Origin of the sequence: Pseudomonas sp. 06C 126, from assembly GCF_001855215.1 — a bacterium.
Classification (GTDB): domain Bacteria; phylum Pseudomonadota; class Gammaproteobacteria; order Pseudomonadales; family Pseudomonadaceae; genus Aquipseudomonas; species Aquipseudomonas proteolytica.
The window spans coordinates 1-13,663 of sequence record NZ_MIFU01000090.1; the positions used below are offsets into that span (position 1 = coordinate 1).

Genomic DNA, 13,663 nt, shown 5'->3' on the forward strand with positions numbered 1-13,663 from the left:
GGCCACTTCCAGCCGCTGCGCCAGGGAATGGCTCCAGCCAAAGCCCAACCCGCTATCCACCTCCACGGCACTGGTGCGATACAGCCGCGTCCAGGCAAACGGCAGCACGCCCTGCAACTCGCCATCGGTCAGGGTCAGCAGTTCTTCGCCAGTGACCATGGACACCGGGCAGCCATGGGTCGCGGTTTTATCGGCGCTGGCGCTGGCCGCGCCGTTGGGGTTTTTCGCGGAGGAGGGCGCGTCGTCCACCGCCTCATGTTTGATCAAGGCCGTCTTGGGCGCGGATTTTTCCCGTACCAGTGGTACCGGATTGGCGACTTCAATCGCGCCGGCCTTGAGTGGCACGCTGGGCACCGTTTTGATCTGTGTTGCGGGGCTGCCTAGCAATAACGGCTTGAGCGCCTCGGCATGGGGCCCCAACCCGGTTTGTGCAAACGGTCGGGCCAGTTGCTCTAGCCACTGGCGGACGCGCCCCGACTTGACCTTGCCCAGCACCTGAGCGCCCAGGCGCACTGTCACGCCCATGCCGGCGGTGACCCACACCAGCAACAGGTTGATCAGCACTTCGGCGCTGATTTGCCCCAGCAGTTCGTTCAAGTACGGCGGCGGCAGCATGCGCAGCCAACTGACCATCGCCGACAGGTAGATGAACAGCAGCGGCTCGTCGCTGAGCACCAGCAGGCCATTGGCGATGGCCTCCTGGCTCAGTTCCAGCAGGGCATCCAGTTCGGCCTGGGTGAGGTATTGCAGGAGTTTCTCGCTGTTGGGCCCAAGGTCCGCCAGCCATTCATACAATTGCTCGATGTTGTCCCAGAGCTCATGCAGTGCGTCGCCAAATCCACGGGCATAGGCGTGGTCCAGCAGGCGGTAGCGCTGCACAAAGTTGGCTTCGGAGTAGTCCTGCCACAGTGGCTCAAATGTGCTGGTCCAGTCGTTGCGCAACTGGCTTTCCAGCGGTGCAATGAGCGACTGATAAGAGGCATACAACGCCTTGACGTGGTCCGCGCAAACATTGGGGTAGAAGGTGATCCGATACGACTGGTCGCGGGTACAGTCGGTGACTTCAAGAATGCCGCTGGGGCCGATGGTTTTGTAAATGGGTTCGCCCAGCGGGCCACCGTCCTTGGGGACGGTTTGCAGCATCACCGGGGTGTTGCCGATGGGCACAAAGCGTGTGCTTTGGAACAGGTGCACCAGGGTCAACGAGCCACTGGCCTTGCACATCGCGACCGTGCTGCTGGGGGCTTTGGACGAAATGGGCGCCACCAGCGCCACCTCATCGCCCACCTTGAAGACCTGCTCGACCTCCAGCGCCGAGAAGCTCCAGAAACTCTCGGCCCACTGCTCATAGGTATTGATGCATTGCCGGAAGTCGCTGAGGACCGCTTCGACGTCCCGTGTTTTGAAGTCCATGGCCGCCAGGACCATAAAGCCAATGGCGGCATTCAAGAGGTGGTCCCCAGGACGGGGGCATCAATTGGAAAGTACATCGGCGGTCCCTTGCGCTGTGTGATCAGGCGAGGGACTTTGCAGAGGTTTTCAGCGGGTATAAGTAGAGTTTATCTGGCCGCAGGGTGGGATATTTCGGTGGATGGCGTTGGCCAAGCGTTGACCTCGTTGTAGGAGTGGGCTTGCCCGCGATGGCGGCGTGTCAGTCACTGTAGATATTGACTGATCCACCGCTATCGCGGGCAAGCCCGCTCCTACAGGGGGATGGTGGTTTTTAGGGGCGGGTTTGGGGGATTGCTGCCTGCTGCTTGTCCCGGCCCAACACCAAGCTGCACAACGCTGGCAAGAACAGCAGCGTCAACACCGTCCCCACCAAAACCCCACCAATCAGCACATAGGCCAGCGACGACCAGAATACTGACAAGGTCAGCGGAATAAACGCCAACGCCGCGGCCAGTGCGGTCAATATCACCGGCCGTGCGCGGCGTACGGTGGCTTCGACAATCGCTTCGCTGGTCGCCATGCCGTGTTCCTGGTTCTGGCGGATCTGATCGGTGAAGATCAGCGTGTTACGCATCAGGATCCCGCCAATCCCGATCAGCCCCAGGATCGCATTGAAGCCGAACGGCTGGTTGAACAGCAGCAGGGTCGGCACCGCGCCGATCAAGCCCAGCGGCGCGGTGGCGAAGACCATGAACATCACGCCGAACGAGCGCACCTGGAACATGATCACCGTCAGGGTCAGCAGGATCATGATGGGGAATAGCGCCGCGAGGGCCACGTTGGCCTTGGCGCTTTCTTCGACGGGGCCGCCGATGTCCAGGTGATAGCCGGTCGGCAATCGTGCGATCAGCGGTTGCAGGTCTTTGTAGACGGCCATTTCCACATCGGGCGGCTGCACGCCGTCGACGATATCGGCGCGTACTTCGACGGTGCTCGCGCGGTTGCGGCGCTTGAGGATCGGTTCTTCCATCACCGCTTGAAAATGCCCTACCTGAGCCAGGGGCACCGATACCCCGGCGCTGTTGGTCAGGGTCATATTGGCGAGGTTGCCGAGGTCCTCGCGCTGGCTGCCCTGGGCACGGGCTACCACCGATACCGTACGGTTGCCTTCACGCACTTCGGTGATGGGGTTGCCGCTGAGCAGGGCATTGAGTTGGGATTTCACCTCGTCGGGGGTGAAGCCCAGCAGGCGCAGGCGATCCTGGTCCAGCACCAGGCGGTAACCGCTGCTGCGCTCGCCCCAATCGAGGAACGCATCCTTGGTCAGGCGGTTGGCGGCGACCACCTGGCGCACTTCCTCAGACAGGCTGCGCAGCACATTCACGTCCGGGCCAGACACGCGAAACACCACCGGGAAGGGTACCGGCGGGCCGAACAGCAATTGCGTCACCCGTACCCGCGCGGCGGGGAATTCACCGTCGGCGATACGTTCGCGCATGCGCAGTTTCAAGGCGTCCCGGGCATGGGCATCGGCGGTTTGCACGATCAGTTTGGCGAACGCCGGGTCGGGCAATTCGGGGTTGAGCGACAGGAAAAAGCGTGGCGCGCCGCCGCCCACGTAGGTGTCGACCATGCGGGTCTGCGGTTCCTGCAGCAGGGCCTTTTCCAGTTGCGCCGCCACCGCCTCGGTGCTTTTGAAGGCACTGCCCGGCGGCATATACACCTCCAGGATCAGTTCGGAGCGGTCGGAGTTAGGGAAGAACTGCTTCTTCACCACGGCCATGCCCAAGCCGCACAGCACAAACGCCGACACGACCAGGCCGGTCACCAGCCAGCGTCGGCGCACGCAGGTTTGCACCAGGTCGCGCAGTTTCTGGTACCAGCGGCCGGCATAGATTGCGTCGTGGCCGCCGGGCACCGGCTGGATGTGCGGCAGCAGCTTGACCCCCAGGTACGGGGTAAATACCACCGCCACCAACCAGGAGGCGATCAGGGCAAAGCCAACGATCCAGAAAATATTGCCGGCATACTCGCCCGCACCCGAACGGGCAAAACCCACCGGCAGAAAGCCGATGATCGTCACCAGGGTGCCGGTCAGCATGGGGGCGGCGGTGGAACTCCAGGCAAAGGTGGCGGCGTGGATGCGGTCGAAACCTTCTTCGAGCTTCACCACCATCATTTCAATGGCGATGATCGCGTCGTCCACCAAAAGCCCCAGGGAAATAATCAGCGCGCCGAGGGTGATGCGGTCAAATTCGCGGCCGGTCAGCAGCATGATCACAAACACGATGGACAGGGTCAGCGGCACCGCGGCCGCCACCACCAAACCGACGCGAAAGCCCAGGGCCAACAGGCTGATGAGCATCACCACCGCCAGGGCGACGAAGAATTTGAGCATGAATTCATTGACTGCCAGGCTGATGTTTTTCGCCTGGTCGGAGACTTTCGCGAAGTTGACGCCCAGGGGCAGGTCTGCCTGGATCCTGGCTTCCTCGGCCTTGAGGCTCTTGTCCAGGTCCAAGCCGTTCCAGTGTTTTTCCATGATGATGCCGAGCATCAACGCGGGGTCGCCCTGGTGGCGGATGCGGTAGCTGGGCGGGTCTTCATAGCCACGGCTGACGGTGGCGACGTCAGCGATGCGCAGCACTTTGCCGTCCACCGGCAGCGGCACGTTTTCGATCAGCGCCAGGCTGTCGAAGGCGCCGTCGATACGGATATAGGCGCGGGCACCGGCGGTTTCGACAAACCCCGACGGGGCCACGGAGTTTTGCGCAGCGAGGGCGGCGAAGATCTGTTCGGGTTTGATCCCCAGGGTGGCCAGGCGCTCGTAGGAGAACTCGACAAACACCCGCTGCGCTTGTTCGCCGAGGATATTGACCTTCTTCACCCCCGGTAGCCTGAGGAAGTCCTGGCGCATGGCTTCGGCCATCTGCACCTGTTGGCGATGGGGCAGGTGTTCGGCTTCCAGGGCGTACAGGGCGAAGTACACATCGGAATATTCATCGTTGAAGAAGGGCCCGATCACGCCCTTGGGCAGCCTGGCCGCTTCGTCGCTGAGTTTTTTGCGGGTCTGGTAGAACAGGTCCTGGATTTCATGGGGGCGCGTGGACTCGAGAAAGGTCATGCGCATCGACACAAACCCCGGTTGGGCGATGGTTTCCACACGATCGTAGTAGTCCAGTTCCTGCAGGCGCTTTTCCAGGCGGTCGGCCACTTGCTCCTGCATCTCCTGGGCTGTGGCGCCGGGCCAGGCGGCGGTGATGGTCATGACCTTGACCGTGAACAACGGGTCTTCGGCGCGCCCCAGTTTGCCAAAGGAAAAAATCCCGGCGGCGAGTATCGCGAGAATCAGGAACAGCGTGACGGCGCGGTGTTTGACCGCCAGTGCGGAGAGGTTCAGGCCATGCATGCTCAAGGTTCCTGCCGGCGATTGAGGGTCAGTGCCTGGGCGGGCAACAGGCGCACGCTGTCACCCTGGTGCAGCAGATGTGCGCCGAGGGCGACGATCAGTTGGCCGGGGCTGACGCCGCCAGAAAGCAAGGCTTCTTCCTGGCCCAGGCTGGCCACGGTGACCGGGGCGAAGCTGACCTTGTCATCTGCTCCAATCAGCCACACCCCGGTGCCGCTGCCGGCATCCTGCAGGGCGCCGATCGGCACGCGGGTCTGTGGCGGCTGGCCGTTGCCTTGCAGGCGCAAGGTGATGGTGGAACCGAGGGCGAAACGCTCACCCGCACCGTGCAACACATAGCGCGCGCGATAGGTGCGGGTGACGGGATCGGCACTGGCGGACAGTTCACGCAAGGTCGCGTTGACGGCTTGGTCCGGTGCACCGAAGGGCAAGGCCAGGGCTTTTTGCGAGGCGCGGTCGCGCTGGTTTTCCGGCAGGTTGATGACCGCTTCCCGCGCTCCGTCGTGGGCCAGGCGGGCGACGATCTGCCCTTCGGCCACCACCTGCCCGCGCTCTACCCGCACATCGGTGATCACTCCGTCGCCATCGGCCCTGAGCACCGAGTAGGTACGACGGTTTTCGATCTGGCTGGCATCCGACTGGGCGGCGGCAAGCTCCGCTTCGGCGACCCGCAGGTTAGTCGCGGACTGGTCGAAAATCTGCCGTGACACCGCGCCGGTACTGGCCAGGCGCTGGTAGCGGTTTGCGTCATCGCGGCGCTGGCGTAACTGGGCCTGGGCGGCGTTGACGCGGTTTTTCGCCGAACGCAGCGCCAGTTCGAAGTCGCCGATATCCAGCACCAACAAGGTATCGCCCCGGGACACATGCTGGCCGGGATCGACCTTGCGTTCGATCACCTTGCCGCTGACCCGGAAGCCCAGGTCACTTTCAGTACGGGCCGCCACCACGCCGGTATAGGCGTTCTGCTGGCTGGCGGCGGCTTCGACCTTGGCCGCCAGCACCGGGCGCGGCGAGGCGGCGTTGGCGCTGGGGTCGGCCTGGCTGTTGCAGCCGCTGAGCAGGAGCAACAGCATCAGGGGCGGGAAAAGGCTGTGAAGGGGAGGGCGTAGGCTCATTTCAGGCTCCTGGCGGCGCTGGGTCGGTAAAATTACAAGCGTAATATTTTGCCGAATATTACGACCGAAATATAATTTAAGCCAGCCCTTGTTCAGGTTTTGTAGGCGTCGGCTCGCCGGTGATGGTCGTTCAGGATGAGGTCAGATACCTGGCGCTCTGGGGTGTTCTTGCTGGCGTCATCGCTGGCAAGCCAGCTCCTACAAAAGCAAGCGGTCAGGGACGTGGGTGGAGTTGTCACACTTTGTCCAAGTTATTGGGGTGTAGATGATTACGATTCTCTTTTGAGAATAATCCTGAAGGTCTACGCCCATGCTTCCTGCTTTTCGTCTTGCGCCGCTGGCCCTGCTGGTGGCCGGCAGTCTCAACGCTCACGCCAACGAGCCTGCGTCACTGGAACTCAATGAAGTGGTGGTCACCGCTTCCGGCTTTGAACAGAACGTCGAAGACGCACCCGCTTCGGTCACCGTGATCGACGGCGAGGCCTTGCGCCGCAAGTCGTACCGCGACCTGGGCGATGCCGTGCGGGATGTGGAGGGCGTTACGGTCAATGGCGGGGCCAATGAAACCGACATCTCGATCCGTGGCATGCCCGCCGACTACACGCTGATCATGGTGGATGGCAAACGCCAGAGCGCCCGTGAATCGCGGGTCAATGGCAACAGTGGTTATGAGCAGAGTTTTGTACCGCCAGCCGCCGCCATCGAGCGCATTGAAGTGGTGCGCGGGCCAATGTCGTCGCTGTACGGTTCCGACGCCATCGGCGGCGTGATCAACGTGATTACGCGCAAGGTCTCGCCACAATGGGGCGGTTCGATTGGCTATGACTACTCGGCCCGCCAGCACAGCGACCAGGGCAATGCGCGCCAGACCCAGTTCTACCTCAGCGGCCCGCTCAAGGAAGACCTGCTGGGCCTGCAGGTGTGGGGCCGTTACCTCGATCGCCAGGCCGATGATGATATCGAGCAGACCAATGGCTTCAGCAAGGCGGATCACCGCGATCTCACCGCACGACTGGCCTTCACCCCAAGCATCGACCACGACATCCTCCTCGAAGCCGGGGCCACGCGCCTGAAAAACGGTGATGGGATCAGCGCCAACTGGGCCACCCGCGAGCAGGAGAACAACCGCGATCACTGGTCGCTGTCGCACCAGGGTCGCTGGGGCTGGGCCACCTCGGACATCGCCTTTTCCCAGGAAACCTCCACCCGTGAAGGCCGTGCCACGCCAGCCCAAACCGATATTTTCGGACGCAAGCCCGAGGTCAAGAACAGCGTGTTCGACGCCAAGTTGGTAGTGCCCACCACCCATAACGTCAGCACCGTGGGCATGCAGTGGAACGAAAGCCAACTGACCGACTGGAACCAGGGCCTGGGCGATCGCGTGGATTACGAGTTTTCGGTGGTGCAAAAAGCCCTGTTTGCCGAGAACGAATGGTCGGTCACCGACAGCTTCGCCCTGACCACCGGCCTGCGCCTGGATCATCACGAAGAGTACGGTGCCCACGTCAGCCCACGGCTCTACGGAGTGTGGCGCGCCACCGAGCAGTGGACACTCAAGGGTGGTATCGCCCGTGGCTTCAAGGCCCCGGAGATCCGTGCAGTCGTGGCGGACTACGCCTACCTGCGGCGCAACCGTTTTGTGATGTTCGGCAACCCCGACCTCAAGCCAGAGACCAGCACCAACTATGAAGTCTCGGCGCTGTGGAGCAACCGTGATGATCTGTCGGCGGGCGTGACCCTGTTCTACAACGACTTCCAGGACAAGCTGTCCACCGTGACCACCGACCAGCGCTGGAATGGCTACACCATCATGGAGCGGGTCAACGTCGACAAGGCAATCATCCAGGGCGTGGAGCTCAACGGCCAATGGGATATCAACCCCAGCGTGCTGCTCAAGGCCAACTACACCTACACCGATTCCGAACAGAAAACCGGCGCCAACGCCGGCGCGCCCCTGGCCCTGACCCCCAAGCAAAAGGCCAATGTGCGCACCGAATGGAGCATCAACGACCGCGCCCAGGCCTGGGCGTCGCTGAGCTACTACGGCGAGGAAACCGGCAACACCCTCACCAGCGAAAAACCGGCGCCGGGCTACGCCACGGCCGACCTGGGCGGCTCGTTCGATGTGACCGACTCGCTGGTACTGAATGCCTCACTCAACAACCTGGCCAACAAGCGCCTGGATGACGAGACCTACGGCACGGTGAACTACGGCCGCACCTTGTGGATGGGCGCAACGCTCAACTTCTAGGTCAGTTGCAGACGGCCTTTGTGATGGCTAGAGGTCTTGTTGTGGCTATGTGACTTGCTGTGGCGAGGGGGCTTGTCCCCGCTGGGCTGCGTAGCAGCCCCAATAAGCCTCACCCCGGTTTATCTGATAGACCGAGATAGCAGGTTTTGGGGCTGCTACGCAGCCCAGCGGGGGACAAACCCCCTCGCCACATCAAGCCCTACGGCCACATCAATCTAAGCCGCCTGGGGCAGGCGCACCACCGCGCACAGCCCGGCCGGTGGGCGGTTTTCCAGGAGCAGTTCGCCGCCATGGGCCTGGATGCACGAGCGTGCAATCGCCAGGCCCAACCCCAGGCCACCGTCGCTGGCACCCAACTGCACAAACGGCTCGAAGACCTTGTTCAGCCAGTTCTGGGGCAGGCCGCTGCCATGATCGAGAATCTCCACGCACAGCACACCGCTGTCCTCGCGCTTGAGGCTGATACAGGCATCGCCACCGTGTTTGACGGCGTTGTCGATCAGGTTGGTCAGGGCACGCTTGAGGGCCAGCGGGCGGCAATCGAGCAGCAGCGGTGGGGCGCCTTGCCAGGTGACCGGTTGCTGCATGCGCCGGTAGCGTTTGGCCAAGTCATCCAGCAAAGCGCTCAGCGAGGTGCGGCGGGTGGCTTCCTGCACGGCATCGTCGCGCACGAAGTTCAGGGTTTCGCGCACCATGGCGCTCAGTTCGCCGAGGCTGTCGAGCATGTCGTCGCGTTCAGGGCCAGGTTCCAGCAACTCCACCTGCAAGCGCAGTTCGGTGATCGGGGTGTTGAGGTCGTGACTGACCGCCGCCAACATCCGCGTGCGCCCTTCGACATGCCGCGCCAGGTTGGCCTGCATGGTATTGAAGGCGGTGGTCAGGTCGCGGGCTTCCTGGGGGCCGCTCAAGGGCAGCGGCGCGATCCATTCGCCCCGGCTGACCCGTTCGGTGGCCTGGGCCAGGGTCTTGACCGGGCGCACCACCCGCGCGATGAAAAACATCACGATCAGCAGCACTGGCACCGTGGTCACCGGCAGGCTGTAGGCCAGGACGCGGCCCCATTCATAAGCCCCCGCGGGATGCTGCAGCGCGTTCAGGTACTGGCCGTCCGGCAGGGCGATGCTGCTGCGCAAACGCAACGGCGCCCAGCCGGCGGGGCTGAACACGTGGGTGCGGGCATTGGCGCCGCTCACCCGCTCCAACTGCATGCCGATGCTCACGTCTGGCGGCAGTTGCAGTTGCTGGCGCAATTCGTTGGCCAGGCGGCGCTCTTCGGGGCGCAGTTCAAACGGCTCGACTTCGGCGGTGGGGGCGACCCAGAAACGGGCGCCTTCGTTGCTCATGGCGGCCATCAAGTGCGCGGGTTCTTCGCCGCGCAGGTCGACGGCCGCGTGGTGCGCGATCACCAGGCGTTCCAGGCTGAAACTGCGCGATAGCGGGTGGATCAGGCTGCCGGTGCGTTGCAGGAACAGCATCGCGATGGCGTTGGAGGCCAGCAGCGCCAACAGCAGCAACAGGCTCAATTGCTGCACCAGCGTGCGCGGCCATAGGCGGCGCAAACGGTTCAAGAGACGCACGGGGTCACATCAGCCGCCAGCAGGTAGCCGCCACCCCAGATGGTGCGCAACAGGTCCACGGCTTCGGTGTCGTGGGCCAGTTTGCGGCGCAGGCGGCTGACCTGGCGGTCGATGGCGCGGTCGCTGACATCGCTGTCGGCGGCGGCGGTCAGGTCGATCAGGCGCTCGCGGGGCAACAGGGTATTGGGGTGGTTGAGGAACACTTGCAGCAACCGACTTTCGGCGGTGCTCAGTTGGACGGGGGGGCAGCCTTCGCGGGTCAGCACTGCGCTGATGGTGCTGAAGTTCCAGCCGGCGAAGCCATAGGTGCGGCTGGTCGGTGCCAGGGGGGCATGGGTGCGGCCCTGGCGGCGCAGCACGCTGTTGAGGCGTGCCACCAGTTCCCGGGGTTCGAAGGGCTTGGTGATGTAGTCATCGGCACCCAGGTCCAGGCCCCGGATGCGGTCGGCGGCGGCATCGCGGGCGGTCAACAGGATCACCGGGGTGTTGCTGCGCCGATGCAATTGGTTGCACAACTCGAAACCGTCGCCATCGGGCAGCAGCACATCCAGCACGATCACGTCGAAGGCCTGGGTCTTGAGCAATTGCCACATGCCCGCTGCATCTTCAGCGGTGCGCACTTCGAAGCTGTGGCGACGCAAATAGATGGCCAGCGGCTCGCGGATCTTGCGGTGGTCGTCCACCACCAGGACGCGCGGCGCTGCCGGCGCAGGAGCAAATGGCATGGTGGCCCTCGGGGAGTTGAGCGGGAGAGCGGGGATATTACTACGAGTCATTATCATTCACTCGCTTTATGCGCCACAGCTCCAGAGTCGTCCCATGTATGGAACGATGCGAGCCAAATCCGCGATCTACCGCCTTATTGGTATTGGATTTAAGGTGTATGCACATTGGAGGACCATCATGAAAAACATCATCGGTATCTACACCAGCCCACGTGGCCATTGGGTTGGCGACGGTTTCCCGGTTCGCACGCTGTTTTCCTACGACACCATGGGCAAGCACATCAGCCCGTTCCTGCTGCTGGACCACGCCGGCCCGGCCGATTTCACCCCCACCACCCAGCGACGTGGCGTGGGCCAGCATCCCCATCGCGGCTTTGAAACCGTGACGATCGTTTACGAAGGTGAAGTCGAGCACCGCGATTCAACCGGTGCAGGCGGCACCATCGGCCCCGGCGACGTGCAGTGGATGACGGCAGCCAAGGGCATCCTGCATGAGGAGTTCCATTCCCAAGCCTTCGCCAAACGAGGTGGGGCCCTGGAAATGGTGCAGCTGTGGGTCAACCTGCCGGCCAAGGACAAAATGAGCGACGCCGGCTACCAGACCATCCTCGACGGCGATATCCCCGCGTTGCCCCTGGCCAACGGCGCCGGCAGCCTGCGCCTGATCGCCGGTGAGTTCGACGGCCACACAGGCCCGGCGCGCACCTTTACGCCGATCGATGTGTGGGATCTGCGCCTCAATGGCGGCAAGGCCGTGACCTTTGACCTGCACGCCGGGCGCAATACCGCGCTGGTGGTGCTCAAAGGCACCGTGCAAGTCAACGGCGGTGAACTGGCACGCGAAGGGCAACTGGTGCTGTTCGAGCGTGATGGCGAGCAGATCAGCCTGGAGTCCAATGCTGACGCCATGGTGCTGTTGCTCAGTGGTGAACCCATCGACGAGCCCATCGTCGGTCACGGCCCGTTCGTGATGAACACCGAGCAAGAGATCCACCAGGCCTTTGCCGACTTCCAGTCCGGCCAATTCGGCCAACTGCACGGCGCCGCCAGCTGATTGGCGGCGCCCTATACCCGCCAACTGCATTTCGTGCGATCTTCAGGGCATTCGCCCTGGAGTCGCCTGGATGCTGTCTTTTATCTCCGATCACCCGATGCTGTGCGCCCTGGCGCTGATCATTATCGATATCTTCGTCTGGCGTATGTTTTCGGCCAGCCCCGGCAACTGGAAACTGATCGCACGCCTGGGGATTTTCGCTGTGTTCAGCGCCGTGCTGTTCAACGACGGCATGAACCCCATGCAACTGGCACCCTATGCCGACAACACCCCGCTGCACCTGGCCGCCACGGCATTGCAGATCGGCTGGTGGTTGTTCGCCGCGCGCACCCTGACGGTCTTGCTCGGGGCCTTGATGATGCAACGGGTCGGCCATACCGGGCGGTTGCTGCAAGACCTGATGGGCGCAGTGATCTTCCTGATCGCGATCATCGCGGCCATGGCCTACGTGCTCGACCTGCCAGTCAAGGGCGTGCTGGCGACGTCCGGCGCGGTGGCGATCATCGTCGGCCTGGCCTTGCAAAGCACCTTGAGCGACGTGTTCTCCGGGATCGTGCTCAACACCACCAAGCCCTACCAGCTGGATGACTGGATCTCCATCGACGGCACCGAAGGCCGGGTGACGGATATCGACTGGCGCGCCACGCGCCTGCAAACCTCCCAGGGCAGCATGGCGGTGATCCCCAATTCGTTGGCGGCCAAGGCCAAGATCATCAACTTCTCGCGCCCGGCCGATATGTTCGGCCTGGCGGTGAGCCTGCAAGTCAGCCCCCATGCGCGCCCACAAACAGTGCTCGAAGCCTTGGAGCGTGCCATGCAGGGCTGCCGGCAATTGCTGGCCAAGCCGGCGCCAAGCGTGGCGTTCAAGACCTCCACGGGCGGCGGCGTGGAATATGAAATCAGCGGTTTTGTGCCTGCCATGGGCCTTAAACGCGAGGTGCGCAATCAGCTTTATGACCTGGCCTACCGGCATTTGCAGGCGGCTGGCGTCAGCCTGCTGTCGAGCGCCGAAAGCCCCACCTCGCCGACCACCTCGCCGGCGCGGGCGCTGCTGGAAAGCTCCAACATTTTCTCGACCCTGCGCCAGGAAGAGAAGGAAACGTTCAGCCAGAACATGACCCTGCACACCTTCCGCGCCGGCGAGATGATCCTGCCGACGGGGGAGGTCAGCGATCATCTGTTTATCATCGAGTCCGGGGTGGTTTCGGTGATGCTGGCCAAGGCCGGGCACACGTTCGAAGGCGGGCGCATGGGCCCCGGTGAAGTGATCGGCGAAGCCGGGATCCTCGGTGAGCAAGGCGTGCCGGCGGACTTTGTGGCGAAGACCTACTGCACCCTCTACCGCATCGAAAAGGAATACCTCAAACCGTGCCTGGATGCGCGCCACGATATCAGCGAAGCGATGCAAAACCTCCTGGATTTCCGCCTGCATGCCGCCCAGCACCTGACCCAGGATGCGCCCATCGTGCCGGTGAAAAAGGGCTTCCTGCATTGGCTGCGCAGCCGGGCCTGACTTGCCTGGCATTGGCTACCTGTTCTTCGCCCGGATTGGCTATTTGTGCAGGGCAGTGGGGTGATTAAGCTGGGCACCAATCCCCACTGTCCTGGAGTAACACCATGTCTGCCCGTATCGATTTCTACACCGCTTCCCCTGACGCGATGAAAGCCATGCTTGCCCTGGAAGCGGCCGTCGGCAAATTGTCCATCGAACTGCCCCTGCTGGAGCTGGTGCGCCTGCGCGTATCGCAGATCAACGGCTGCGCCTTTTGCCTGGACATGCACACCGCCGATGCACGCAAGGGCGGCGAGACCGAGCGCCGCCTGTACACCGTCTCGGCCTGGCGTGAAACACCATTCTTCACCCCGCGCGAACGTGCCGCCCTGGCCTGGGCCGAAAGCCTCACGCTGATCAGCCAGACCCACGCCTCGGACGAAGATTACGCGTTGCTCAATGACCAATTCAGCCCGGCCGAACAGGTTGACCTGAGCGTGGCCATCGCCACCATCAACAGCTGGAACCGGCTGGCGGTGGGCTTTCGCAAGATGCCTAAGTAACGCCATATAGCGGGACTTGCCATTGTGGCGAGCGGGCTTGCCCCGCGCTGGGCTGCGAAGCAGCCCCAAAACCAGCGGTTACGGA

Annotated in this window: 9 protein-coding genes; 4 read left to right on the forward strand and 5 right to left on the reverse strand. The window is 63.0% G+C overall.

Translation table 11 applies throughout. The features are described 5' to 3' along the window. The 3 genes from BHC62_RS16410 to BHC62_RS16420 all read right to left on the reverse strand — a co-directional run. On the reverse strand, positions 1-1,413 hold a 1,413-nt coding region (locus tag BHC62_RS16410), incomplete at its 3' end, for a DUF6531 domain-containing protein (RefSeq protein ID WP_256324371.1). A 310-nt stretch (positions 1,414-1,723) separates the two neighbouring features. After that, the gene (locus BHC62_RS16415) at positions 1,724-4,801 is read right to left on the reverse strand and encodes an efflux RND transporter permease subunit (RefSeq protein ID WP_070995527.1); all 3,078 of its coding nucleotides are present in this window, start codon (positions 4,799-4,801) and stop codon (positions 1,724-1,726) included. A 2-nt stretch (positions 4,802-4,803) separates the two neighbouring features. Next, the gene (locus BHC62_RS16420) at positions 4,804-5,916 is read right to left on the reverse strand and encodes an efflux RND transporter periplasmic adaptor subunit (RefSeq protein ID WP_070995528.1); all 1,113 of its coding nucleotides are present in this window, start codon (positions 5,914-5,916) and stop codon (positions 4,804-4,806) included. A gap of 310 nt (positions 5,917-6,226) precedes the next feature. Here BHC62_RS16420 and BHC62_RS16425 point away from each other — a divergent pair, with 310 nt between their 5' ends. Beyond that, positions 6,227-8,167 (forward strand): TonB-dependent receptor domain-containing protein, encoded by a 1,941-nt coding sequence (locus tag BHC62_RS16425; RefSeq protein WP_070995529.1) that lies wholly within the window; start codon positions 6,227-6,229, stop codon positions 8,165-8,167. A gap of 215 nt (positions 8,168-8,382) precedes the next feature. On the opposite strand, the gene BHC62_RS16430 is transcribed toward BHC62_RS16425, so the two are convergent. After that, positions 8,383-9,702 carry an ATP-binding protein gene (locus BHC62_RS16430; protein ID WP_070995568.1) on the reverse strand — a complete coding sequence of 440 codons (1,320 nt, stop codon included), beginning with the start codon at positions 9,700-9,702 and terminating at the stop codon, positions 8,383-8,385. A gap of 29 nt (positions 9,703-9,731) precedes the next feature. After that, on the reverse strand, positions 9,732-10,469 hold the full coding sequence (locus BHC62_RS16435) for a response regulator transcription factor (protein WP_070995530.1): 738 nt from the start codon (positions 10,467-10,469) through the stop codon (positions 9,732-9,734). 178 nt (positions 10,470-10,647) lie between these two features. Here BHC62_RS16435 and BHC62_RS16440 point away from each other — a divergent pair, with 178 nt between their 5' ends. From BHC62_RS16440 to BHC62_RS16450, 3 genes are all read left to right on the forward strand, one after another. Beyond that, positions 10,648-11,523: a pirin family protein gene (locus BHC62_RS16440; protein ID WP_070995531.1), complete on the forward strand. Its 876-nt coding sequence runs from the start codon at positions 10,648-10,650 to the stop codon at positions 11,521-11,523. A 70-nt stretch (positions 11,524-11,593) separates the two neighbouring features. Further along, a complete protein-coding gene (locus tag BHC62_RS16445; RefSeq protein WP_070995532.1) occupies positions 11,594-13,036 on the forward strand; it encodes a mechanosensitive ion channel domain-containing protein in 1,443 nt (480 codons plus the stop codon). A gap of 104 nt (positions 13,037-13,140) precedes the next feature. Continuing rightward, the gene (locus tag BHC62_RS16450; RefSeq protein WP_070995533.1) at positions 13,141-13,578 is read left to right on the forward strand and encodes a carboxymuconolactone decarboxylase family protein; all 438 of its coding nucleotides are present in this window, start codon (positions 13,141-13,143) and stop codon (positions 13,576-13,578) included. The last annotated feature ends 85 nt before the right edge of the window (positions 13,579-13,663 follow it).

What these genes read in the sequence shown, in the direction of transcription:
- BHC62_RS16435 (WP_070995530.1), bottom strand. Translation starts at nt 10,469, where the DNA reads ATGCCATTTGCTCCTGCGCCGGCAGCGCCGCGCGTCCTGGTGGTGGAC.
- BHC62_RS16415 (WP_070995527.1), bottom strand. Translation starts at nt 4,801, where the DNA reads ATGCATGGCCTGAACCTCTCCGCACTGGCGGTCAAACACCGCGCCGTC.
- BHC62_RS16440 (WP_070995531.1), top strand. Translation starts at nt 10,648, where the DNA reads ATGAAAAACATCATCGGTATCTACACCAGCCCACGTGGCCATTGGGTT.
- BHC62_RS16450 (WP_070995533.1), top strand. Translation starts at nt 13,141, where the DNA reads ATGTCTGCCCGTATCGATTTCTACACCGCTTCCCCTGACGCGATGAAA.
- BHC62_RS16445 (WP_070995532.1), top strand. Translation starts at nt 11,594, where the DNA reads ATGCTGTCTTTTATCTCCGATCACCCGATGCTGTGCGCCCTGGCGCTG.
- BHC62_RS16425 (WP_070995529.1), top strand. Translation starts at nt 6,227, where the DNA reads ATGCTTCCTGCTTTTCGTCTTGCGCCGCTGGCCCTGCTGGTGGCCGGC.
- BHC62_RS16420 (WP_070995528.1), bottom strand. Translation starts at nt 5,916, where the DNA reads ATGAGCCTACGCCCTCCCCTTCACAGCCTTTTCCCGCCCCTGATGCTG.